The 23,484-nt window shown below is 69.3% G+C and carries 17 protein-coding genes and 3 pseudogenes; 11 read left to right on the forward strand and 9 right to left on the reverse strand.

Annotated elements, in window-relative coordinates; all coding sequences use genetic code 11:
• Nucleotides 1-6: 6 nt before the first annotated feature.
• The 4 genes from STBA_RS25240 to STBA_RS25255 all read right to left on the reverse strand — a co-directional run bounded on the left by STBA_RS25240 (nucleotide 7) and on the right by STBA_RS25255 (nucleotide 3,497).
• The gene (locus STBA_RS25240; RefSeq protein ID WP_077061420.1) at nucleotides 7-837 is read right to left on the reverse strand and encodes an ABC transporter permease subunit; all 831 of its coding nucleotides are present in this window, start codon (nucleotides 835-837) and stop codon (nucleotides 7-9) included.
• A 5-nt stretch (nucleotides 838-842) separates the two neighbouring features.
• Nucleotides 843-1,625, reverse strand: a complete 783-nt coding sequence (locus STBA_RS25245) for an ABC transporter permease (protein WP_079252155.1) — start codon at nucleotides 1,623-1,625, stop codon at nucleotides 843-845.
• Nucleotides 1,618-2,424, reverse strand: coding sequence for an ABC transporter ATP-binding protein (locus tag STBA_RS25250; protein ID WP_077061421.1), 807 nt, complete (start codon nucleotides 2,422-2,424; stop codon nucleotides 1,618-1,620). The genes STBA_RS25245 and STBA_RS25250 overlap by 8 nt, the downstream gene beginning before the upstream one ends.
• A gap of 104 nt (nucleotides 2,425-2,528) precedes the next feature.
• The gene (locus tag STBA_RS25255; protein ID WP_171987787.1) at nucleotides 2,529-3,497 is read right to left on the reverse strand and encodes an ABC transporter substrate-binding protein; all 969 of its coding nucleotides are present in this window, start codon (nucleotides 3,495-3,497) and stop codon (nucleotides 2,529-2,531) included.
• Nucleotides 3,498-3,726: 229 nt separating this feature from the next.
• On the opposite strand from STBA_RS25255, the gene STBA_RS25260 reads away from it, so the two are divergent.
• The 9 genes and pseudogenes from STBA_RS25260 to STBA_RS25300 all read left to right on the forward strand — a co-directional run.
• Nucleotides 3,727-4,386, forward strand: a complete 660-nt coding sequence (locus STBA_RS25260; RefSeq protein WP_077061423.1) for an SRPBCC domain-containing protein — start codon at nucleotides 3,727-3,729, stop codon at nucleotides 4,384-4,386.
• Nucleotides 4,383-5,225 (forward strand): FAD binding domain-containing protein, encoded by an 843-nt coding sequence (locus tag STBA_RS25265; RefSeq protein ID WP_216355967.1) that lies wholly within the window; start codon nucleotides 4,383-4,385, stop codon nucleotides 5,223-5,225. The genes STBA_RS25260 and STBA_RS25265 overlap by 4 nt, the downstream gene beginning before the upstream one ends.
• A gap of 133 nt (nucleotides 5,226-5,358) precedes the next feature.
• Nucleotides 5,359-7,647, forward strand: coding sequence for a xanthine dehydrogenase family protein molybdopterin-binding subunit (locus STBA_RS25270; protein WP_216355968.1), 2,289 nt, complete (start codon nucleotides 5,359-5,361; stop codon nucleotides 7,645-7,647).
• The gene (locus STBA_RS25275) at nucleotides 7,644-8,105 is read left to right on the forward strand and encodes a (2Fe-2S)-binding protein (protein WP_077061425.1); all 462 of its coding nucleotides are present in this window, start codon (nucleotides 7,644-7,646) and stop codon (nucleotides 8,103-8,105) included. The genes STBA_RS25270 and STBA_RS25275 overlap by 4 nt, the downstream gene beginning before the upstream one ends.
• A complete protein-coding gene (locus tag STBA_RS25280; RefSeq protein ID WP_077061426.1) occupies nucleotides 8,102-8,923 on the forward strand; it encodes an alpha/beta hydrolase in 822 nt (273 codons plus the stop codon). Before STBA_RS25275 ends, STBA_RS25280 begins: the two co-directional genes overlap by 4 nt.
• Complete coding sequence (locus tag STBA_RS25285; protein ID WP_077061427.1) at nucleotides 8,920-10,398, forward strand: UbiD family decarboxylase; 1,479 nt, start codon at nucleotides 8,920-8,922, stop codon at nucleotides 10,396-10,398. The genes STBA_RS25280 and STBA_RS25285 overlap by 4 nt, the downstream gene beginning before the upstream one ends.
• Nucleotides 10,399-10,489: 91 nt before the next feature.
• Nucleotides 10,490-11,278, forward strand: a complete 789-nt coding sequence (locus STBA_RS25290) for an IclR family transcriptional regulator (RefSeq protein WP_077061428.1) — start codon at nucleotides 10,490-10,492, stop codon at nucleotides 11,276-11,278.
• 94 nt (nucleotides 11,279-11,372) lie between these two features.
• Nucleotides 11,373-12,521, forward strand: a complete 1,149-nt coding sequence (locus tag STBA_RS25295) for an MFS transporter (protein WP_077061429.1) — start codon at nucleotides 11,373-11,375, stop codon at nucleotides 12,519-12,521.
• A gap of 340 nt (nucleotides 12,522-12,861) precedes the next feature.
• Nucleotides 12,862-13,260, forward strand: a pseudogene (locus STBA_RS25300) (transposase); the annotation flags it as partial.
• A 192-nt stretch (nucleotides 13,261-13,452) separates the two neighbouring features.
• Here the strand turns inward: STBA_RS25300 and STBA_RS25305 are convergent.
• Nucleotides 13,453-13,869, reverse strand: a pseudogene (locus STBA_RS25305) (transposase); the annotation flags it as partial.
• Between STBA_RS25305 and STBA_RS37300 the strand changes: the two are divergent.
• Nucleotides 13,838-14,362: a hypothetical protein gene (locus STBA_RS37300; RefSeq protein ID WP_143659571.1), complete on the forward strand. Its 525-nt coding sequence runs from the start codon at nucleotides 13,838-13,840 to the stop codon at nucleotides 14,360-14,362. The pseudogene STBA_RS25305 and the gene STBA_RS37300 overlap by 32 nt on opposite strands.
• Nucleotides 14,363-14,987: 625 nt before the next feature.
• On the opposite strand, the gene STBA_RS25315 is transcribed toward STBA_RS37300, so the two are convergent.
• From STBA_RS25315 to STBA_RS25325, 3 genes and pseudogenes are all read right to left on the reverse strand, one after another.
• A complete protein-coding gene (locus STBA_RS25315; protein WP_077061431.1) occupies nucleotides 14,988-16,046 on the reverse strand; it encodes a beta family protein in 1,059 nt (352 codons plus the stop codon).
• 394 nt (nucleotides 16,047-16,440) lie between these two features.
• Nucleotides 16,441-16,888, reverse strand: a pseudogene (locus STBA_RS25320) (IS982 family transposase); the annotation flags it as partial.
• A 70-nt stretch (nucleotides 16,889-16,958) separates the two neighbouring features.
• Nucleotides 16,959-17,921 (reverse strand): zinc-binding dehydrogenase, encoded by a 963-nt coding sequence (locus tag STBA_RS25325; RefSeq protein WP_077063582.1) that lies wholly within the window; start codon nucleotides 17,919-17,921, stop codon nucleotides 16,959-16,961.
• A gap of 192 nt (nucleotides 17,922-18,113) precedes the next feature.
• On the opposite strand from STBA_RS25325, the gene STBA_RS25330 reads away from it, so the two are divergent.
• Complete coding sequence (locus tag STBA_RS25330; protein WP_077061432.1) at nucleotides 18,114-18,743, forward strand: TetR/AcrR family transcriptional regulator; 630 nt, start codon at nucleotides 18,114-18,116, stop codon at nucleotides 18,741-18,743.
• A 568-nt stretch (nucleotides 18,744-19,311) separates the two neighbouring features.
• Here the strand turns inward: STBA_RS25330 and STBA_RS25335 are convergent.
• A complete protein-coding gene (locus STBA_RS25335) occupies nucleotides 19,312-21,678 on the reverse strand; it encodes a glycosyl hydrolase 53 family protein (protein ID WP_077061433.1) in 2,367 nt (788 codons plus the stop codon).
• Between the last annotated feature and the right edge of the window lie 1,806 nt (nucleotides 21,679-23,484).

Here is a 23,484-nt window from a genome sequence, read left to right on the forward strand (position 1 = left end):
GGCCGGTCAGCCGGTCGCGGTCCCCATCCGTGCGGAGACCACGTCTTCGAGCAGGGTGACCAGCCAGTTCACGGCATAGCCCAGGACTCCCGCGATCAGCAGCAACCCGTACACCTGCGCCGACTCGAAGTTCGCCTGCGCTGCGCCCAGCAGGGCGCCGAGTCCGTTGATGCGCGTGACGATCTCCACCAGCAGGGCGATGATGAGCGCCAGCGGCGCGGACACCCGGATGCCGAGGAGCACCGGTCGGGTCATGGCCGGGAGCACCACCTTCGTCAGCCGCTCCTTCCGGGAGAGTCCCAGGGTGCGGGGGACGTCGAGCAGGACGGGACTCAGGGAACGCCGCGCAGAGCGGCAGGTCAGCAGGATCGGCCACGTGGCGGGAAGCACCACGATGGCGAGCTTCATCTCCATGGTGTAGCCGAGAATGAGAGCCGCCACCGGCACCAGGGACGCGGCGGGCAGGACGCGCAGGAACTCGAGCCCCGGGCCGAGCGCGCGGTCGGCCACGCGGCTCGCGCCGACGAGGATTCCCAGGCTCGCGCCCAGGAACGTGGCGATGATGAGGCCGAGGAGGAACGTGAGGGCGGACCAGCCGAGCGCGGGCAGCAGCGTGCCGTTCTCCACCAGCGGGCGGGTGGCGGCGAACCATTCGCTCGGCGGCGGGTAGTAGGGGGAGTCGGGGCTGCCCGCCAGTTGCCAGAGACCCAGCAGGGCGATCAGCGGGAGCAGTCCGCGGACCGGGGTTCCGGAGTGTCCGTTCCGGCGGCGGCCGGGGCCGCGCCCGGGCGTCGCGGGTGCCGTGGCGGCGGTGCTCGTCTTATCGGGGGTGGCCATGGCGCTCATGCCGCATCACCCGCCGCCGCCATCTGTCCGCGGAACACGCCCCGGGCAATGGCCATCAGGACGGTGTTGAGGACGATGCCCGAGACGCCGATGACCACCACATAGGCGAACATCTGCTCCGGCTGGAGCGCCTGGCCCGCCTGGACGAGGGCGAAGCCGAGACCGGCCGGGTTGCCCACCATCTCCGCGACCAGGGTGAGGACCACGGAGATCGAAAGGCCGAGCCGCAGCCCCACCATGATGGCAGGGGTCGCCGCCGGGAGCTGGAGCTTCCAGAAGGCGGCGGCCCGGCCGAGGCCCAGCACATGACCGACTTCCCGCAGGCGGGTGTCCAGACCGCGCATGCCCGCGAAGGTGTTCAGCAGGATCGGCCACACCGCGGCGTAACACGCCACCACGATCTCCATTTCCTTCGTGAAGCCGTACAGCAGCACCGCGATCGGCACGAAGGCCACGACCGGCAGTGCCCTGAGGGCTTCGACGCTTGCCATGGAGTAACGCCAAAGCGGCCGGAAGAGGCCGAGCAGCGCGCCCGCGCTCACCCCGATGACGGCCGCCATCAGCCATCCGGACACGGCCGCGCTGAGCGTGTGCCACAGGTTCTCCTGGAGCTCCCCCGTGGACAGCAACTCGGAGAATCCGTTCGCGATGTCGGAGGGGGGCGGCAGGTAGGTGAACGTCAGCAGGCCGACGTGGATCGCCGCTTCCCAGAGCAGCAGGGCGGCGGCGATCGTCGCCGCGCCGAGCAGGTTGACCCTGCGTGCCATCAGTTCACGCATGACGTTTCCCGTGCCCCATCGCCTCGTAGACCCGGTGCCGCAGCGCCAGGTACTCGGGGGACTCCTTGGTGGTGATCTGGTCGCGCGGGCTCGGCAGGCCGATCGCCAGATCGAGTCCGACGTGGGCCGGTCGGCCCTCCAGGACCAGGACCCGGTGGCTGAGGTAGACGGCCTCCTCGATGTCGTGCGTCACGAACACCACCGTCGTGCCGGTCAGTTCCTGGACCCGCTGCAGCTGGTCCTGAAGCGACGCCTTGGTCATGGCGTCCAGCGCGCCGAAGGGCTCGTCCATCAGCAGCACCGAGGGGCGCATGGCCAGCGCCCGGGCGATCTGCACGCGTTGCTGCATCCCGCCGGAGAGCCGCCACGGGTATTCGTCGGCACTCTCCTGGAGGCCGACCATGGTCAGCGCCTCGGCGACCCGCTCCGCACACTCCGGCTTGGTCAGCTTGCTCTCGATCCCCAGGGCGACGTTGCGCCGCACAGAACGCCACGGGAGCAGGGAGTGGGAGTAGTCCTGGAAGACGGTGACCACGTCGGCGGGCGGGCCCTCCACCGGGGCATCGGCGCTGCGGACGGTGCCGCCCGACTTCTCCTGGAGGCCGCCGAGCACCCGCAGCAGGGTGGTCTTGCCCGAGCCGGACGGGCCGAGAACCGAGACGAACTCTCCCCGCGCCACGGTGAGGTCAATGCCATCGAGGATGACGTTGGCGCCGGCCGCTCCGACAAGGGTGACCTGAAGGTTTTCGCAGGTGAAACTGGGTACGGCTGCACTTTTTTGGTCAGCGTGCACGGGCATCGTCACTCGACTCCTTCATCGGGACTGCTCTTCTCGCCCGAGGGCGCGCGCCCGAGCACCGCCGGGAGTTGGGGTATGGATCAACAGTCGGCGCGTCAGGGGATTCAGCCTTCCGCCGGGATGAGGTCGGCGAGTTCGACATCGCCGCTGAAGTCCTCGACCTCCCGCATGACTTCGAGCCACACTCCAAGATCTTCTGGACGCAGCTCGGAGGTGTAAGAGGGCAGTTCGGTCTGGGCGATGATCTCGTCCGAGAGGCCGGTGTAGTCCTGGAGGACGGTCTCCGCCGTCTCCCGGTCCTCCTGGATGAACTGGATCGCCGCTTCGATCGCTGACCGGAAGCCCTCGACCGTCTCCGCGTTCTCCTCGGCCCAGTCCCGTTCCGCGCCCCAGAGGACCGCGCCGATCTCGGGCGCCATCTGGAGGTAGGGATCGCCCAGGTCCACGGTGTCTTCCTCGGCGAGCGCGATGCTGCGGAACGGTTCGATGGTCTCGACGGCGTCGACGCGCCCGGCGGACAGCTGGTCGGCCATGGCCGGCCCGTCCACCTGGACGATGTCCACACTGTCGAGTGGTACATCGGCCTGCTGGAGCCAGAACTTGGTCGCGGTGTGGAGGGTACCCGTCTCGTTCAGCACGCCGAGGGTCTTCCCCTCCAGATCCTCGATGGCGGTGATCCCGGCGGACTGGGAGCCGATGACCGCGGCAGTCGGATTCTGCTCCCGATCGACGGTGGCGCCGCAGACCGCCACCATCGGAATGCCCTGCCCGCTCGCGGCGATCATGTTGGTGGGTGCGGTCTGCACGATCTCGAACGACCGGCCCAGGGCGGGCGGCAGCGTCGAGATGTTCTCCACTGCGGTGAACTCGACTTCGATTCCTTCGTCTTCGAAGAAGCCCTGCTCGTCGGCGATGCGGACGGGCAAGTTCGCGGCGTTCGTATTGTGCGCTATCCGCACCGTGTTGCCATCGCCGCCCGCGTCTCCACCGCCGTCGGGTGCGCCCGCACATGCGGCGAGGGGGACGGCCATGGTCAATACGGCGAGGGTGCCGGTGATTCGGCTGGTGAGCATGCTGAACTCCATCGTTCACGAGGCGGGGTCAGGACACGCGGGCCACACCGGCTGGGGGCCGGCCGACCGGAATCCTCACCGCCCCTCGATGACCTCTATAACGAACAACTTGTCTCGTTCAGCGGAGGCTAGATCCCGCAGAAGACCCCGTCAACACATTGACACGAGCTGACACCATCTGGGTATCGTCCTGCCCACAGGTCAAGATGTCTCCTCTGGCGGTCATCGAATGAAGCTCTCCTCGCAGTTCACTGTTCCCGCAGAGCCCGAACGGGTCTTCCCGCTCCTGTTCGATCCCGATGTGATGCGTACCAGCATTCCGGGGTGCTCCGAGCTGGTGCGCGACGACGACGACACCTATCGCGGGCGGTTGGAGAACGTGATCGCCCACGTCCGCTTCAATGCGGGTTTCACGGCGAAGATCGTCTCGATCGACGCTCCGCGCCACGTCGGCGCACTCCTCCAGGGGCAGGACCGCAAGCTCGGCAGCTCGATCAAGATCGACGCCAAGCTCAGTGTCCAGCCGGACCCGGCCGGCTCCCTGGTCGGATACCAGATGGAGATGGCGCTGTGGGGCAAGATCGGCAGGCTCGGCGAAGCCCTCGTCCGCCGTCGTTCCGTGGAGATCGAGCGGCAGTTCGTGGAACGCTTCAGCGCGGCGTGCGCCGTGGACACGGCGAGCACCTCGGACACGTCGGACGCCTCGGAGACCGAGTCGGCCGCCCGACCCGCTGCGCTCGCAGAACCGGCCGCCGGGCCCACCCGATCCGCCGCGCCCGCCACCCGCGCCGCGCCCGATCGCCCCGCGCCACGTCGCCGCTGGTGGCAGCGGATCTCGCACTGGTGGCAGCGGACCGTTCGGCGCCGCGACAACCGGAGTTCTCGATGACCATGCTCCATCGCCCCGAGTCCCTGGACGAGGCGTGCATGCTCCTGGCGGAGCTCGACGACGCCCAGGTGTACGGGGGCGGCACCGCCATCGAAATCCTCCGCAGGCAGGGCATCCTGTTCACCGAGGACCTTGTCGACGTCAGCCGGATACCGGAGCTGCGAGCCGTGGAGACCGGCCCGGACGGCGTACGCGCGGGTGCCATGGTGCCGGTCCGGCGGATGGAAACCGACCCCGCGATCCGCCGGGCGGTCCCGCTGGCGGCCCGCACCTACGGCCACGTGGCCAACCCGCGCGTGCGGAACACCGCCACGGTGGGAGGGAACGTCGCGCACGGCGACTACCGTCTCGACCCGCCCACCGCGCTGCTCGTCCTGGACGCGACCATCGAGGCCCGCTCGGTGCGCGGCCCGCGGAGCCTGGCGGTGCGCGAGTTCTTCACCGGTTTCCAGGAAACCGCCCTGGAGCACGACGAGGTGATCACCGCGATCACCGTGCCCGCGCAGCCCACTGACGCCGTGGGCCGCTTCGTGAAGATGAGCAGCCTCAGCGCGAACGACTGGCCCAGCGCCTCCGCCGCGGCACTCCTCACCACCGAGGACGGCCGGCGAACCCTGCATCTCGGGCTCGGCGCGCTGGCCCCCGTCCCCGTCCACCTGTCCCTGGACGTCAGCGGAATGCCGACCGAACGCGCCGTGTCAGAGGCGATGGCCGCGGCGGAGCCCCTGATGGACCCGATTCCCGATGTCCGGGGCTCGAGCGACTACAAGCGGCGCCTTGGCCTGGTGGCGGTGCGCGAGGCCGCCACGGACGTCTGTGAGGAGCGCACCCATGCTTGACCAGCGGAGTTCCGAGAATCCTGCCGATAACACGACGTCGCCCGCCTCCCCGGGACTGTCCGCGGTGGGCTCCCGGCGCCGGCGGGTCGATCCGGCGGGCCGCGTCCGGGGGCGGGTTACCCATGTCGGAGACGTGGACCCGGGCTCCACCTCGACCGCGCACGTCGCGCTGCACCGCAGCACCCGCCCGCACGCCCGCATCCGGAGCGTCGAGGTGGACGAGGCTCTGGCCATCGACGGCGTGCAGGCCGTCGTCACCGGCGCCGACCTCTACGCGGCGCTCGGCGAGCACGTGCTCACCGGACCGGCGTTCCAGGACCAGCCCGCCATGGCCTACGACCGGGTCCGGTACGTCGGCGAGCCGGTCGCGGCGGTGATCGCCACCGACCTTGCCACCGCGCGGGCCGCCACCGAGTCGGTCCACGTGGACTACGAAGACCTCGAAGCGGTCTACGACGTCGACGATGCCCTGACGGGCCGCGCGTTCGTCCACGACGAGCTGCGTCCCTCGGCGGTCTTCGGCGACCTGAGGCACCTCAACGGTGTTCGCGATACCAACGTCAACTACGAGTTCCGGCTGGCTCGCGGCGACACCGACGCGGTCGAGACGGCGGCCACCGGCGTGCAGCGGCGTTTCTGGTGCCCGCCGACCCACCACGTGCCGATGGAGCTGCCGTGCACGGTCGCCTGGGTCGAGGGCAACCGGCTGGAAATGCTCACCACCACCCAGACGCCGTCCTACGTGCGCCAGACCGTCGCCGACATGCTCCGCCTGCCGCTCAGCGACGTCCAGGTGCGCACCCGGCCGCTGGGCGGCAGCTTCGGCTCCAAGATGTACGACCGCCTTGAGCCGTTGGCCGCCGCAATCGCCTGGGTGCTGCGCCGGAAGGTCCGCGTCGTGGCCAGCCGCGAGGAGGCGTTCCTCCTCACCACCAGGCACGGGGCGCGGGTCACGAGCGCCATGCGCGCCGACGCCGACGGCGACCTGGTGGCGGCCACGGCCGACATCATCTACGACACCGGTGCATACGCCGACGTGGGCCCACGCATCACCGGCAAGTCCGGCATGGTCGCCAGCGGCCCCTATCGCATTCCCAACGTCTCCATCCGCTCGCGGTGCGTCTACAGCAACAAGCCCTCGGCAGGCCCGTTCCGCGGCTTCGGAGTGCCCCAGGTGACCTGGTCGCACGAGTCGCTGATCGACGAGCTGGCCCGGCGGACCGGCGAGGACCCCTATGCCTACCGCAGGCGTCACCTGCTGCGGGAGGGGGACGTCGCCGCGATGGGAACGGTCATGCACAGCGCAGACTTCACCGGCTGCCTCGACGCCGTGGCCGAGGCCGTGGACTGGGCGAACCCTCCGGAGCGGGGCGAGGGGCGCTGGCGCCGGGGACAGGGCATCGCGGTGGGAGTGAAGGCCGTCCTCACGCCGACCGTCTCCAACGCCGTGCTCCAGCTCAACCAGGATGCGTCCGCCAGCCTGTTGATCAGCACCGTGGAGATGGGGCAGGGCAGCGACACCATCATGGCCCAGATCGTCGCCGAGGTGCTGCGGATCGACAGCCACCGGGTGCACGTCGTCCCGGCCGACACGGACGTCACGCCGTACGACACCATCACCGCAGGCAGCCGCTCCACCTACCACACCGGCAACGCCGTGCGGCTGGTCGCGGAGCAGATGCGGGAGCGGCTGCTCGCGCTCGCGGCCGAGCAGTCGGGGGTGCCGGCCGGCGAGCTGCGGCTCACCGAGGAGGGCATCAGCGGCAGCGGGCATCCCGAGCCGCTGCGGGTCGAGGACGTCGTCCTCCGGCACTTCAGGGCCAGGGGCACGACCCTGACCTGCGCCTCGAACTTCACGACCGACTGGGTCCCCTACGACAGGAACACGGGGCAGTCCGCCAAGGTCACCGAGCACTGGTTCGCCGGCGCCGTCGCCGTACGCGCCGCCGTCGACACCTGGACCGGGCGCATCCGGCTGGAACACCTCGCGGTGTCGGGCGACGTCGGGAAGGCGATCAACCCCTTCCTGGTGGAGCAGCAGCTCTCCGGTGCCGCGATCACCGGCATCGGCCACGCCCTGTTCGACGAACTTGTCCTCGACCAGGGGCAGTTCGTCAACGGAACGCTGCTGGACTACCAGTTGCCCTCGCTCGGCGACATGCCGGACCGGCTCACCCCGATCATCGTGGAGAGCCCGCACCGCACCGGTCCGTTCGGCGCCAAGGGGGTCGGCGAGACCGGCATCCTTGCCGTCGCGCCGGCCATCGCCAACGCCCTGCGCGACGCCGTCGGCGTCCGCCTCACCGAGCTTCCCCTCACCGCCGAGCGGGTCCTGAACGCCATCGAGCGGAAGCGGGCCGAGGAAAGCCCGCAGGAAAGCCGGCAGCAAAGCCCGCAGGAGAGCCAGGAGGGAAACCAGTGAGCCGGATCAGCCTGGTGGTCGACGGGAACCGCTACGTCGCCGAGATCACCGACTCGGCGCTGCTGCTGGATGTGCTCCGGGAGCAGGCCGGAGCCACCGGCGTCCGCGAAGGCTGCGGCGTCGGCGCGTGCGGCGCGTGCACCGTGCTCGTCGACGGCGTGAGCGTCAGCAGTTGCCTGGCGCTCGCCGAGCGGTACGACGGGGCACGGATCACGACCGCGTCGGGACTGCCCGCGGACGACGAGGTCGTCGAGTCGTTCGTCGAGTGCGGAGCAACGCAGTGCGGCTACTGCATTCCGGGCTTCGTGATGATGGCGCACGAACTGCTGACCGAGAATCCGGAGCCTGACAAGGAAGACGTGGTGCGCCATCTGGACGGCAACATCTGCCGCTGCGGCACCTACGCCGAGATCCGCCGCGCGGTGCTCGCCGCCGCGGAGAAGCGGAGGGCACGGTGATCGTCTCCACGGCCCGCGGCGACATCGGAGTGCTGGACCACGGCGCGGGGCCTCCCGTTCTCCTGCTGCACCCGCTCGCGCTCAGCGCCGAGCTGTGGCGCCCCCTGGCAGAGGCGACCGAGGGCTTCCGCTTCCTCGCGGTGGACGCGCCAGGACACGGCGGGACGCCCTGGGACGGCGAGCCGTTCACCGTCGAGGACATGGCCGCCGATGCGGTGGCGGTCCTGGACGCACTGGGCGTGGAACGGGCGGGACTTGCCGGCCTCTCCATGGGCGGCAGCACGGCCGTGGTCCTCGCCGGCAACCACCAGGACCGGATCGCCTCGCTGGCCCTCATCGACACCACCGCCTGCTACGGCGACGACCGGGTGAAGACCTGGGAGGCGCGGGCCGTCCGAGCGGTCGAGGTCGCCCGCGACAAGCAACTCCCGTTCCAGGTGGACCGCTGGTTCTCCCCCGGCACGGCCGAGCGTGCCCCGGAGACCGTGCGGCGGATCTCGGACATCTTCGTGCGGACCCGCTCCGAGGCCCACGCCGCGGCCTGCCGGGCACTGGGTGCGGTCGACGCGCGGGATCTGCTGGACGCCATCACGGCACCCACCACCGTCATCGTCGGGTCGGAGGACTACGCCACCCCACCGGGGATGTCGGCCGAGTTGCACGCCGGCATCGCCGGGTCGCGCCTGCACGTCCTGGACGGCGCGCGGCACCTCAGCGTGTACGACGACCCGCGTTCCTGGGCCACGGCGGTCGACCACCTGAGGACCACCCTCGCGGGGACCACCCTCGCGGCGCCGGAAGGAGGCGCTTCGGCATGACCGACGCGGAACGCCGTGCAGAGCCGCTGCTGAGCCTGCGGACCTGGCTCGACCGCGTGGCGGAGACCGGCGAGCTGGGTCACGTATCCGGCGCCCACTGGGACCTGGAGCTGGGCGCCATCGCCGAACTGAGCTACCGCCGACCGCGCCCGAAGGCGCTGCTGTTCGACGAGATCCCCGGCTACGACAAGGGGCTGCGGGTGCTGACCGGCAGCACCGGCTCTTCCCGGCGGCTCGGCCACACCCTGCGTCTTGCCGACGGCCCGGCGGACCTGAGCGGCATGGACGACGCTGCCCTGGTCGCCGCGCTGCGCGGCAAACCATCGCAGTGGGCCGCCCGGGCCGCGGACTTCCCGGTCCTCGAAGTGAACGACGCGCCCCTGCTCGAGAACACGGTCGAGGGCCCCGACGTCGACCTCACCGCGTTCCCCGTTCCGCGCTGGCACGGGCTCGACGGCGGCCGGTTCATCGGCACCGGCTGCTTCGTGGTGACCAGCGACCCGGAGACCGGAGCCGTCAACGGCGGGTGCTACCGCATGCAGATCCAGAACGACGGACGCACCGCCACCATCAACGCGGTGCCGGGCAAGCACGGTGCCCAGAACATCGCGCGCTGGTTCGAACGCGAGGGCCGCGCCCCGGTCACCGTGTCGTTCGGGCACGACCCGGTGCTGCTGGTCACCGGCGGCACCGAGGTGCCGGCCGGCATCTCGGAGCTCGACTACACCGGGGCCATCCTCGGCGAGCGGGTCCCGGTGCTGCGCGGCACCGCGACCGGGCTGCCGATCCCGGCGGGCAGCGAGTTCGCCCTGGAGGGCTGGCTGCGCCAGGATCTGGCCTGCGACGAGGGGCCTTTCGGGGAATGGACGGGCTACTACTCGGCGAGCCGCCGCCCGGTGCCGGCACTGGACATCGCGCGCGTCCACTTCCGGAACGACTGCATCCAACTGGGCGCTCCCCCCGGAAAGCCCCCGCACGACTACTCGTACATGCGCACCGCGATGAAGTCCGCAATGATCCAGGACGAGTTGGTGCGCGCCGGCGTGCAGGGCATCAACGCCGCTTGGGCCCACGAGGCGGGGGGCGGCAGACTGTTCGTCGTGGTGTCCCTCACCCAGCGGTACGCGGGGCACGCCCGTCAGGTCGCGCACCTCACCGCACAGGGCCCGGCCGCGGCGTACATGAACCGCTACGCCGTGGTCGTCGACGACGACATCGACCCCTCGAACCTGGAGGAGGTGGTGTGGGCGATGTCCACCAGGACCGACCCCGCCAGGGACATCGACGTGATCGACAGGACCTGGGGCAGCAAGCTGGACCCGATGCTGGAGGAGGGCGCGCCACCGTTCAACAGCCGCGCCGTCATCGACGCCTGCCGCCCGTTCGAGAGGCTGGCCGGCTTCCCCGAGGTGTCGCAGAGTGACCCGGCGTTCCTGCGGTCGGTCGCGGAGAAGTGGTGTGATGCGCTGTCCTGACGGCTGACCTGATGGACTGTCAGCCTACGACGTGGAAACAGTGGTCGGTCGTGGGCTTTTGATGACTCAGCGGAATACGGAGCGAGCGAACATGGCGACTGAGGTCCCCGCGGTGGTGGCGACGGTACGGATACTCGAAAAGCTGGCTGCCGAAGCGCCTGCCGCGGTCCCGCCCGGGCGCCTGGTGACGGAACTCGAACTGAATCGGAGCACCTGCTACAACATTCTCGCCACGCTCCAGCGCTCGGGCTGGGTACTGAACGTCGGCAACCGTGGCGGGTGGACGCTGGGCCCGACGCTGCTGAGCATGAGCGGCAAGGCCGACGAGGTGCTGTCCGCCATCAGCCAGCATGAACTCCAGGCGCTCAGCGGTGAGCTGGGGTTCATCGCCTTCCTCGCCGAGCGCACCGGCGCCGGCGACTACGTGGTGATCGCCAAAGCGGAGCGGCAGAAGGGTGTACGGGTGACCGTGGACGTCGGCGACAACTTCCCCTTCTCGGCCCCGGCCCTCATGCAGGCGTTCTGCGCCTGGCTGCCCAGCGCGGAGTTCGGTCACCTGGCGCACCGGCACGGCGTGGTGCAGTTCACCGACCGGACCGTCGTCGATCCGCAGGAGCTTGCGCTGCTCTTCGAGTCGGTCAGAAAGGACGGATTCAGCAGGAGTATCAGGCAGTTCAACCCTGCCCAGGGTGCGGTGGCGGCCCCGGTCTTCGACGCCAGGGGGCAGGTGGCGAAGGCGGTCTGCGTGCTCGCCTTCTCCTCCGAGCTGGACGAGACGAACGTCGCCCACGTCGGCGCGTCCGTGCGGGCCTGCGCCAGGCGGATCACGCAGCGCACCGGGGGTATCGAGAACCCGGCGGTTGGAGCCGCGGCCGGCTGAGACGGGTGCCGGTACCGGAATTGGAGCAGGAGCAGGAGCAGGAGCAGGAGCAGGAGCAAGAGCCGGTGACGGAACCGGAACCGGTGACGGAACGATGAGCCGCCAACCGGGCATGCACATCCTCCAGGCCGGCTCGTTCACGGCCTCGTTCGACCGGGTCATGATCACGCCGCTGCTGGTGATGATCGCGGATGAGTTCGGCCTGTCCCTCGCCTCGGTGACGGTCGTCGCCACCGTGCACCTGCTGAGCTACGGAGCGATGCAGGTGCTGTGGGCGCTGCTGTCCGACCGCTACGGGCGGGTCCGCATCATGCGTCTGGCGCTGTTCGCCGCGGCGCTCGCCGCGTTCCTCTGCGCGGTGGCCGGTTCGCCGGAAGCGCTGCTCGCGGCCCGAGCGGCGTCCGGTGCCGCGTTCGCTGCCGTGATCCCGGGCGCGCTGGTCTACGTGGGGGACACCGTCGCGGCGCGGGAACGGCAGGGACCGCTGACCGACCTGATGCGCGGAACGGCGGTCGGTGCGGCGGTGGCGACCCTCGGGGCGGGCGTGCTGGCCGACTTGACGTCCTGGCGGGTGCCGTTCGCCGTGATCGGCGCCGGCGCGCTGCTGCTCGCCGCGTTCATGTCCCGGCTGCCCGAGCCTGCGGGGCTCACCCCGCAGGGTTCGCGGGCGGCGCTGCTGGCCGTGGTCAGGAACCGCTGGGCGATATTCGTGCTCCTGCTGGCCCTGGGCGAGGGCTTCGTCCTGCTCGCGGTGCTCACCTTCGTGCCTGCCGCGCTCCAGGCCGACGAGGGGCTGAGCGCCACGTCGGCCGGTGCCGTCGTCGCAGGCTACGGATTGGGAACGCTCGTCACCGCCCCCGTGGTGAAGCGGCTGTCGGCGGCCTCCGTGCCGCGCGACCGGATCATCGCGATAGGCGGGCCGCTCGCGGCTCTCGCGCTGTTCGTGTTCCCGGCCCGCCAGGGCGCGGCCACCATGCTCGTGGGCTGCGGACTCCTGGGCTGCGGCTGGGCCTTCGTGCACTCCAGCCTCCAGACCTGGGCCACGGAGGTGGTCCCGGGGGCACGCGCCGCCACGGTGTCCCTGTTCTCGACCGCACTGTTCCTCGGCAACGCGGCCGGTGCCTTCGCCGGTGGACTGCTACTGGGGGCGACCGACTTCCAAATCGTGTTCCTGATCTTCGCCGCCCTCGGCGTCCCCGTGATGGCGTCGGCCTGGCTCGGCAGCCGACGCTACGCCGGGTGATCGCGGCCGAACCGGATCGGCTCTGGGTTCTGTCGCAGATCTTGCGGTCGGTCACTGTCCGTAGCCTCAGGGCTGCCGGATGGCCGTCCGGAGGTTGCCCGAGATCAGCCCTGCTCGGTGCTCGTCCGGGTGATGGTCATGGGCCGTGGGAGAGATCGCGGTTGAGCTGAAGGAGTTGCTGTTCCCTGGCGTTGCCGACGTGGCGATCACGTCGGTGGAGGTGAGGCCGTAGACCATACGCGTTGCGGCATGCAGCACCGCGCCTGGTGTGCGGTGTCCGGGGTACGGCGGCTGGTCCGAGCGGGTCCACGGCTCCTACAGTTGCGGCTCACGGTGCGGCGGCATGCGGCTGACCTGCTTCGCCACCAACACCTCGGGCCGGCCGATCGCCGAGCTCGAGTTCCATCACCGGCTGCGGGCCCGGGCCGAGGACCGCATCCGCGCCGCCCGGGGCCACCGACCCGCGCAACCTGCCCCTGCACCGCACCGGCCAGAACCGGATCTGGCAGGAGATCGTGCAGATCGCTCTCGACCTGCAGGCCTGGCTGCCCATGCCCGCCCTGACCGGCACCGCCCGTCTCTGGGAGCCCCGCCGACCACGGCTCCGCCTGTTCACCGCGGCCGGACAGCTCGTGACCACCGGCCGCAGAACGATCTCCGCCTCGCGGCTCACTGGCCCTCGACCGACATGGTCACCCGCGCCCTCGAACAGCTCGCCCTCCTGCCCAACCCCGGCTGACCAGGGGGACTCGCCCAGGAACTGCCCTTCCCGATGGACGACGGAAACACCCCCGCTGGCCCGGGGCGGACCCGGGCGGCCGCGCCCGGTGCGCCTCCCGCCGCGGTGCTCCCCGCGCCCGCGGGGATGGTCCGCGGCTTGACTCGTGGTCGGGTCTGTCCCAATGAGTGGTGTATCCGGGGTGGTTGGAGGTTACTGACGGGCTGCGGTGAGGCGGCCGTCGAAGGTGATGTCGAAGGCGTTCAGCGCTGTCTTCCAGCGCTTGCGGCCGGTGCCGGTGGGGTCCAGCGACATGATCGCCATGTAGACGCACTTCAGCGCGGCCTGTTCGTTGGGGAAGTGGCCGCGGGCCTTGACCGCCCGGCGGATGCGGGCGTTCACGCTCTCGATCGCGTTGGTGGTGCACACGATCCGGCGGATCTCCGCGTCGAACCGCAGGAACGGCGTGAACTCCTCCCATGCGTTCTCCCACAGCCGCACGATGGCTGGGTACTTCTTCCCCCAGGCGTCGGCGAACTCGGTGAACCGCTCCAGCGCGGCGTCCTGGGTGGGGGCGGTGTAGACCGGCTTGAGCGCCTTGGCCATCTTCTCCCAGTCCTGCCGGGCCGCGGCAGTTCATGACGGTTTGGTGGGCGCATGGCGTGTTCTGCGTGCCAGGCCGGGTGCGACGGCTGCTGAACTCATTCCCCGACTGGAAGATGCGATCCGGGGTGCCGAGTTGGACGTCCAAGCGATCCATGCGGAAGACGCTCCCGATATTGCGGGATCATTGGCTGTGGAGGCGATCTCCGCGGGGGTCCTCGCGATGCGTGCCTATATCGAGAAGACGCGGTCACTAGCGCGTAATGCCGTGATGGGGGCTCTTGAGGTCGATGTTGTATGGGCGGAATGGTTGGCTGACAGCCCAGATGGCGAAGGGATCGTCGAGTGGAGCAGGCTTAGGGAGCACTACGACTATCAAGTTCGGGACGTCGCTGCATTGCTCAGCGTCGACAAAGCTGACGAGAAGGACCTGTTTCGTGACATCTCGATGCGTGCAGAACGGGAGAGCATGCCCGTCCTGGTTCGGATGAGGGAACTCGTGTCGAATGCGACCTCATGACATGGGAGGGAAAGCGTGAAGACGCACAAACTGACGTCTGGAGGCGGGGGCCCGGCGGCCCAGGCTCCCGGTGGGCCGACAGGCACTGCTCGTCCTGGTGTCGGCGACGGGTGGATCGTGGCCCTTTGGCGGTGAGTCAAAGCCGCCCGCCTGTGCGCGATCGGCGCGGGACATCCGTGCGAGGGCCTGCAAGTGGTCGACGGTCGATCCGACGGCGGGGGTGGCTCGATGCTCCTCTCCGGCGGGCCCGCGGGCGGAGCGGCGAGGAAAACATGTCGACGCGGGCCGGGGCCGCCATCAGAATCTCGGCCATGGACTCCCTCACCGTCCGCGTCCCCGGCCCGGCGCACGGCAGTCCGATCCCCGTGCTGTGGGTGTGCGGCCCGCCTGGGGCGGGCAAGACGACAGTCGCGTGGGAGTTCTGGTCCCGACTCGTCCGGGACGGGGTAGCCGTCGGCTACGCCGACATTGGGCTTGCTTTCCGTGAGGCATGCAGGGTGAGTCGTCGAGGGTTGCTGCGTGGACGAGGTGGGTGGCATCAGTGGAGGGCTGTCGCCAACGCGGATCGGTGGGCAGCGGTGTGGCCGTGTTCGCGTAGGGACCTGAAGCGGGGTAGGCGGTCGGGTCAGCGCTGGAGCAGAGATCGGACGACGAACGTCATGTGCTGGATGTTTCCGGCCCGCAGCCAGTCGGTGACCTGGCCCGTGCCGTGCTTGGAGGTGAGGGGGCCTTCGGCGCAGTCCCGCAGCCAGGTCTCCCCGGCGCTGGCCACCGCCCCTCGGAACTCGGGCAGCTCGCGGATTCGGCGTGCCGCCGCACGGATGCCCGCCGCGCGGTCGGGCCCTCTGTTCCACACCTTGCACAGCACGAACCAGCTGTCGATGGTGTAGCGCAGGACGCCCCAGGGCGGGCCCCCGCCGGCCGGCTGCTGGGCGAGCGCGGCGACGGGCTGGACGCCGTAGTCGCCGTAGGCGAGCAACGGCACGTAGTCACGGCCACTCGCCCGTGTCTCGTGCCACATCCGCCAGTCGGCGCGGGGCTCTTCGTGGAGTGCTCCCGGCTCCAGCATGTCGTCCGTGACGTGAGGGAATCCCCCGCCGAGAACGGCGACGGTCCGCCAGTTCGCCAGGGGCCAGAGGGCGTCGAGGGCGCGCAGGGCCTCCTTGGCGGCGTCCGGGCGGCCCGGAAGGACACCGCACAGATCGAGCAGCAGATCGACGGGCACGTCGGGGCCGGCGTGAGCGAGAAGGCGGTCGACGTCCTCGGCCGTATCACCGCTCCACTCACCCGGCACGCGTACGCGGACGCCCACCCCGCAACCGCGGAGGCGAGCCGTCTCCAGAGCGGCGGATCGCTGGGCCGCGCTCCGCTCGGGCCCGGTCACCGGGCGGAGCAGGCCGGAGAGCCCCGTGCACTCGGACAGGATCTCCGCCAGCGCCGGTATCTGCGCCTCTTCGGCGAACGGGGCGTCGACCCATCCAGGATGGCGGCGGTGCGCTCCGCGCACCCGATCCACTTCCTTCTTCCAGGGAGTGTTGTTCAGCGCCGCCGGGGGCACACCTGGGCACGGCGGCAGGTTCCACAGCGGGGCCATCGCGGCCTGGAGGTCCGGCCGGACACCCAGGTAGGCCAGCCGTGCGTGCTGCCGGACGGGAAGGACGGGGACGTAGCGCGGTACGGACATCGCGGCTCCCTCGGACAACCCGCGTGCTTCCCTCCTTTGTCAGGGTCTGCGCCGGATGGCTCACCGGGAAAGGACGCCTTTTCGGTCGGGATGGCTGAAATGCGCGAGGCCCCGACCCGGCTGTGGCGTGCGTTGCACTATTCGTGATGCTCAGTGGGGGGCCACATGCGCGGCGCATAACGGGGTGTCTCTCCCGGCGGGCAGCCGGGGCGGGGAGTGACGTCGGCTCCGTGCATCGTGAAGAGCCCGGTGCCGTTTCCAGTGCGGTGCGCCCGCGGTCACCGTTGCGCCGGAGCCGCTTCTCATCCCGGTGCGGCAGGAGGACACGGGGGGCGGCTTCTGGAACTCGCCTGTGGGCAAGGGTCTTCAGTTCCTCGGTGAGGTCATCGGGATCAAAGTAACGCGTGTGACTGGCGCAGTACCCGTACCTTGCCCATCCGGCCAGGTCGGAGCGCTTGACGGTCTCACGGGAATGGCCGCACTCAACCGGCGTGGAGTCCACGCCCCATACATCGTCGCTCCACAGCGTGGTTCCCGGGCCGGCGTGTGGGCCACGTGGCGGACGAGGTCTACGGACTTGCGCAGGCGCTTGTTGCAGCCGGGCTGCTTGGGCAGGTAGGGGAAAAGGTGCCGCAGGTGGGCATGAGCGTGCCGGAGCCACCGCGCCTCGGAAGTGAGCCGAGCATGGCCTGCATCATCGTCAGGGTCACCAGCTCGGCGTCGCTGAGCTGCGGCGCGATGCCAACAGCTGGCCGCCACGGCCCGAACTGCGGCGAATCCTTCAGCAGATCATCGGTCTTCACGTAGATCGCGGTCGCCAGGAAGTCCAATTCTGTCTCCACACACCGACATTGGACTCTCTCGCCTCGACTGAGCAGGGAATCGCGGCAATCCCGGCATGGATATTTCCGACTACGGTGTCAGCACGATCCTGCCGAAGACCTCGCCCGCGTCCATTTTCTGGTGCGCCAGCACGGCTGCGTCCAGTGGCAGCACCTCATGCACCACTGTTTCAATCTCGCCCCGGCTCGCTGCGGCGAACTGCTCGCTCCGCACGGCACGCCGGTCGGATCCGGTGACGGTGGCTGCGCTGAAAGCGGCAAAGGACATCGACTTCTGGAACGCCGCCATGATCTTCGTGCCGAAGTCCGCCGGTGGCTGGCCTGCGACAGCGCCCACGGCCACCATGCGGCCGTTCGGGTTGAGCCGGTCGAAGAACGACGGCATGTCCTCGCCGGCCACCACGTCGATGATGACGTCATACCCTGCGGGAACTGGTTCCTCTCCGCCGCCGGAGCGGTCCAGCACGTGGGTGGCGCCGAGGCGTCGCAGCTGCTCGCCGCGCTCGGCCGAGGAGGTGGTGACCGCCACCGCGGCGGCGCCGCCGTGAGCGGCGAGTTGCACGGCCATGATCCCGATGCTTCCGGCCGCGCCACGCACCAGGACCGTCTCCCCGGGAGCGAAGTGGGCGTGGCGGAGCCCGAAGTGGGCCACCACGCCGGAACTGCCGAGTGTCACCGCATCGACCGCGGAGAGGTTCACGGGCAGGGGAACGATCTCTTCGACCGGTGCGAGGGCCTGTTCGACGTAGCCTCCGCCGGTGCCGGTGAAGGCCCACACCCGCCCGCCGATCCACGAGGCGTCGACGCCGTCACCGACCGCGGTCACGGTGCCCGCCACCTCGCTGCCTGGGATGTGGCCCTCCTTGAAGCCGTAGGCGGCCAGGGCCCCGCTTCGGATCACGGTGTCGACTCCACCGACGCCCACGGCGTCGGTGGCGATCACCACTTGTCCGGCAGCAGGTGCGGGAGCCGGCAGGTCGACAACGGCCAGACCTTCAGGACCCCCGTACGTCTGGATCGCGATTGCCTTCAACGTCGTCCCCATGTTCTTGGACCGATCAAGTGCGGTCGTGCTCAGTACCCGCCGCCGATCGCCGCCGATGGCGGGAGGGGTGCACGGCACGGTAGCGGTTGGGCTCCGGTGCTGTGCGCCCCGATGATCTCGGTGAGCTGCTACGTCCGGAACGCTAACGGACGCCCCCGTCCGTTTAGGTAAAGTGAGAGCATGGTCGACCGTTTGCCTCACACCCTGCGTTCGGACGCGCTGGACAACCGCGAGCGCATCCTCGACGCGGCCCGAGCACTGTTCTCCGCCGACGGCCTGGACGTGCCGATGCGGGAGATCGCGCGGTGCGCGGGGGTCGGACCTGCCACCTTGTATCGTCACTTTCCGACCAAGCAGGTACTGGCCACCGAAGCCTTCGCGGACCAGCTGCGCGCGTGTCGCACCATCGTCGACGACGCGTGCGCCGATCCCGATCCGTGGCGTGGCCTTTGCCTGGTGATCGAAAAGATCTGTGAGCTGCACGCGCGGGATCGGGGTTTCAGCGAAGCCTTCATGTCGGCCTTTCCAGGGGCGCCGGATGTCGCGGACCGTGAGTACACGGTGAAAGCGGTCGCCGGACTGGCTCAGCGGGCCAAAGACGCAGGGCACCTGCGGTCCGATTTCGTCCTGGACGACCTCATTCTCATCCTCATGGCCAACAAGGGGATCCACATGAGATCGACCGACACCCAGGTCATGGCCTCCCGACGCTTCGCTGGGTTGGCGATCCAGGCGTTCGAAGCCTGCCCTCAGCAAGCACCACTACCACCAGCGGCACGACTGGTATCCGCAGCACCGGACAGCGCCTGACCGTGGGCGAGCGGTATCCACGCTCGACCCACGAACCACTCGGAACAGATCATCTAGGTCCTGTCCTGTCGATCTTGTCGGATAAGCCCGCGGCGTCAGATGCGGTGCATCGCAAGGCGCCGGATCGCAGCTCATACCTGTCCGTATTCGCGCGATTCGGTAACGCAGCGAGGTGCCGTAGCTGGCGTCGCGGGCCCGGCAAGATCGGCCGGACAGGGCCTAGGCGAACCAGAGCAACTGCGGCGACCGTAGAAATCTGCTCCGGACCAGTTCACCAGGGGTTTCCAGCGGCTGAGCGTCTCACCTGATCTGATCGCCCAGGTTGGAGCCGGTCTCATGAACCCGCTCCTCAGCGACGGGACAGCTCGCACGGGATGGTGACGCGGGGTGGCAGCCGGGCTGCCACCCCGCATCGTCGTTGTGCGGGCGGTGTCCCGGGCTGAGGGCCTGGTGCCTTCCCAGTAGTCCGCCAGCCGGGCCACCAACCCGCACACACGCAGAATCCTCCGCCCCGAACAAGCTGAAAGGGCCCGTCAGCAAGCTGACGGGCCCTCATACAAGATCTAGGCTAAAGGTCGCGGCATTGCAACGACTTCGGACCGCTCACCGTGTTGGTCGATGCATTGTTCACCGGCGGCTCTGCGTTTTCGCTGCACGACAGTGGACCACTGATGGTGTTCCCTGCGATCACGTTCCACCCATGCGTCCGATTCACCGTCACCGGGCCGTTGATTGTATTCGGACCACATCCCAGCACCGGGTTGCCGATGGTCACCGACGAAGTCCCGGACAATGTCACCGGGCCGGAGATCCGGCTGTCGCAGATCACCGCCACTGCCGCGCCGTCTGCCCGCACCGGACCGCCGATCACCGCACCGTCCGCCTGGAGCGAGGCGCCGGCCCGCACCGACACCGGGCCCGACACCGTCGCCCCGTCCAGGCAGGTCACGCCCTCGGTCACCGTCAGCGGCCCGGTATGCCGGCCGGTGATCACCCGGTCGCAGTCGAGGGCAGCATTCGTATCGACGACGTCGATCACCGCAGTCACCGAACCGTACTCGGTCGAGCCGTGGACCGTGACCCGGCCGGCGGTGTCGGTGGCGCCGTCCGGTACCGGGTCCCATTCCACCAGGAGCGGCTCGTTCGAACCATCGGCCATGGTCATCCCCTCCACCGAATCCGGCAGCGCCACCTCACCGCCGACCTGCGCGCCCGTGTACACGGTGTCCTCCACCACGTGCGTCGCGTGGCTCTTGTTGAAGACATCGATCGACGCGTTCGGCTCCCAGGTCTGCGTCATGCCCGGTACGGCGGTGAACATGGACTGCCATCTCGCAGGCTCCCACGCCAGCACGCCCGCGCCCTGGTTGTTCGGGATGTCATTGGCGATCCGGAACACGTGCTGGAGGGCGTCGGCCTGGCCCTGAACGGTTCGTGGGTACGTCGAGTTGGGCATCGGGGCCCCGCCGCCGCCCGATGCCGGGTAGGAGGTCTCGGCGATGTCGATCTTGTAATCCGGGTGCGCCGCCGCCACCGCGTTCAGGGTGCCCTCGATGTGATCCGGCGACCCGTGCCATTCCGGGTAGTAGGAATGGGCGAGAACATCAGGGTCGGCGCCCTTGGCGTTCAACCGGGTCAGGTACTGGTCCCAGAACTCGAGCGCCTTGTCGCCCCGGCCGGTGGCGATGTGCGCCTCGACATCGATGTCCTCACCGTGGTCGGCCGACACGTCGCGGACGGCCTGGACTCCCGCCGCGGACAGCGTCGTGAACCGGTCCCAAGCCTCCTCGTAGAGCCGCTGCTCCTCCGGGTCTTCGGAGCCCCAGTACTCCCAGAGCAGACCACCGCCTGGCTGCGACTGGTAGATCTCCGGCTGGTCCCGGAAGTACGGCGGATCGGTGGTGCCGATCAGCGCCGCCTCACTGCCGTACATGAAACCGTTGATGATTTCGTTGCCGATCGCCACCTTGTCCGGGGTCGTGCCCTGCTCGATCAACTGCCCCACGTTGTCGTAGGTGTAGTCGTACACCGCCTGCGTCAGGTCGTCGAACTCCAGCTCGGCCCACGCCCGCGGCTTCGGCTGCTTGGCCGGGTCGGCCCACGAGTCCGCGTAGTGGAAGTCGATTCCCAGACCCATGTCCCGCTCGGCCTTGATCCACTCGGCGACCTCGAGCGTTCGCTCCGGGCCCTGGTAAGGCACGGGCAGCACGTCGCCCGAAGATTCGCTGCGAGGCTCGTTGAAGACGCGCAGCCGGATGTATTCCAAGCCACGGTCCTGGAGCACGTCGAGGAGGTGAGGACCCGCACCCGGGTCCTCCTCATTCGGACTCACCCAGTAATTGCGTCCTTCGGCGACATCGTTGTCCACCCAGGAGGCGTCGGCGCCGAGGATCAGGTCGTCACGCAGGTAGTTGTAGACGCTGAGCTCGCTGATACCCAGTGTCGCGCCCGGCGAGGCTCCCGTGAACGCCACCCGCACGAATCTCGTTCCCGGCTGGGTGAAGAGATCGACCGATCCGCGCCCGGGCTGGTGGTTGGCCGAGTGGTCGGCGATGACCTCCCAACTGCCACCGTCCGTGGACGACTCGACGACGTACTGGTAGACCGCCCCGGCATCCGGGAAGACGACTTCGACCTTCCTGACGTTGTCGTAGGCGCCGCCCAGATCCAGCGTCAGCCACTGGTCCGCCGATGTGCCGTCCGCCATCCACGCCGTCCCGTCGTCCTGGTCGATCGCCAGGTCAGCGGTGGACGCCCCGCTGCTGACATCGACGCCGGCCCAGGGCTTCTCACTGATGTCACTCTCGATCGGTGAGATCTCGGCCTCGCCGAAGTATGCGGAGGCCGGGGCAGCCGACCCGAGTGCTACTGCGCCGCTGGCCACGGTGACCGCGGTGATGATGCTGAGTGCGGTGCGGATGGGATGTTTTCGCATCTTGCTTGGTCCTCATCTCTGCATCCCCGAGTGGGAGCACAACTGTGTTCCAGCGAGACATCAAGGCCATCCGGCGAATGACAGACGTTCGCCGACGACCACGGCCCGCCCGGTCGGCGAGGCGGCATGGCATGCTTACTCGCCCACAGGGTGGCTACTGCTTGGTCGGGTAGACCGACGTCGCCCAGCGCGGCCCGACCCCTCGGGCTTCTCGGCCGGCCGTAGCGATGTCGACGGCGGGTCACCGTCGAACTCACCGCACCGGCGGAGCACGGCCGGGTTCCGGTCGGTGCGTCCTAGCCCTGCAGCTCTTCCCGGGAAAAACGATTGGAACGATTCATACTCTTTGCCGAGAGCCGCCAGGGAGGCGCGCCCGTTCCCCGGAGCCACAAAGGCTCAGGAGGGCACGGAATGCCCCTTGCCCATGCTGCTGGCCGAGCCGGCCACTTGGGCATGTTGCCGCCAGCGGCGCTCCGGAACCGCCGGGCCTGCCCGCTGCCGAACGCCTGGGCCCCTCGCATCGGCAGCCCGGGGTATCGGATGAGCCTCCTCCCTGCTGGTTGAAACGTTTTTAGCGCAGTGAGTATCGCGGGGGAGTTCGGCCGCGTCAAGAGATGTTTCTTCGGGTTCCGGAAAGAGGTGGAACGTCCGCGCACGGGTCATCGAGGCGTCACCGAGTCCGCTGGCGGCGCTCGGTCGGGCCCCCGCCTGTCGGTCACTGAGGGTCAGACGGGCGGCGAACCGTGCACCGTCCCCGCAAGCCGGTCCAGCCGTCGGTTCGCCGCCCGGTCTCGGCGAAGAGCCACCTGGGTCGCCGACCGCCTTGGGCAACGCACCGCTGTCGGCGTCGGGTTGACCAATCGCCGCCATGTTAACGCTGCCATCGGGCCGCATGCCTTGACAGCCTCATTTTTCGTCGATAACACTCACGATGCAACACGAACTGTGCACGTTCACAGGGAGAATGAGGGACAGAATCGACGACAGCACGCATGCACCACGCACGTACTCTGGGAACGCTCACAGGCTGGTGGGCGCGCACAGGCGTCGTGGTCACATGCCAGGCAGCTACGCAGCTCACCATGCCGTTCAGGGCCCCGTTCGCTTGACGGCCTGGCGAGTGCTCTCATCCTCACCGGCGGATACAGGAGGTTCGGCAGGATGAGCACACACCCCGAGGCCCCCACTGTCCGTCACAGGCGTCGCAGGAAGGCGGTGATCAGAGCGGCTGGAGGACTGGCCGAATCGGCCGACTTGTACGTGGCGTTCCCCCGGATCGCAGGCTGCCACAGCAGGCCCTCGGGCGTGTCGGCGCTTCAATCCCCTTCGGTGGCCGCCACCCGGGCCCCCTGGTCTTCGCCGCCAACGCCACGGCAGCCGGCGCGGGCATCGCCATCCTCGTGGCCGACCCCTTCAACGACAGCTGGGCCCGCATCCGCGAGCCGGTCCGCGTTCGGCCACCCGGACACGGCGATCGTGGGCTCCGGCTTCGCTTACTGGGATATCGACATGACGCGGGTCTTGCGGGACTCCCTCACCGCCGCAAAAGGCTCAGGCACCCACCGCCCCGGAAGTCGCCTCGTGGCGCGGACTGTTCGTCGGACAGGGCCCGACACCCCATCAGGGAGTACCGCGCGCTGAGCAGCAACTGGGCATCGGGCCGCTGTCGGTCTCCGTCAACGAGTACCCCACTCACGACGAGCTCGACGTGCCAGGTCGCCCTGGAGCCCTACCGCCTGGTCCTGACGCCCGCCTGAGCGGCACACCGCCCCTCGCGGTAAACCCCCACGGCAAACCCCCCACGGT

The sequence above is a fragment of the Streptomyces sp. MP131-18 genome (assembly GCF_001984575.1).
Lineage (GTDB): Bacteria > Actinomycetota > Actinomycetes > Streptomycetales > Streptomycetaceae > Streptomyces > Streptomyces johnsoniae.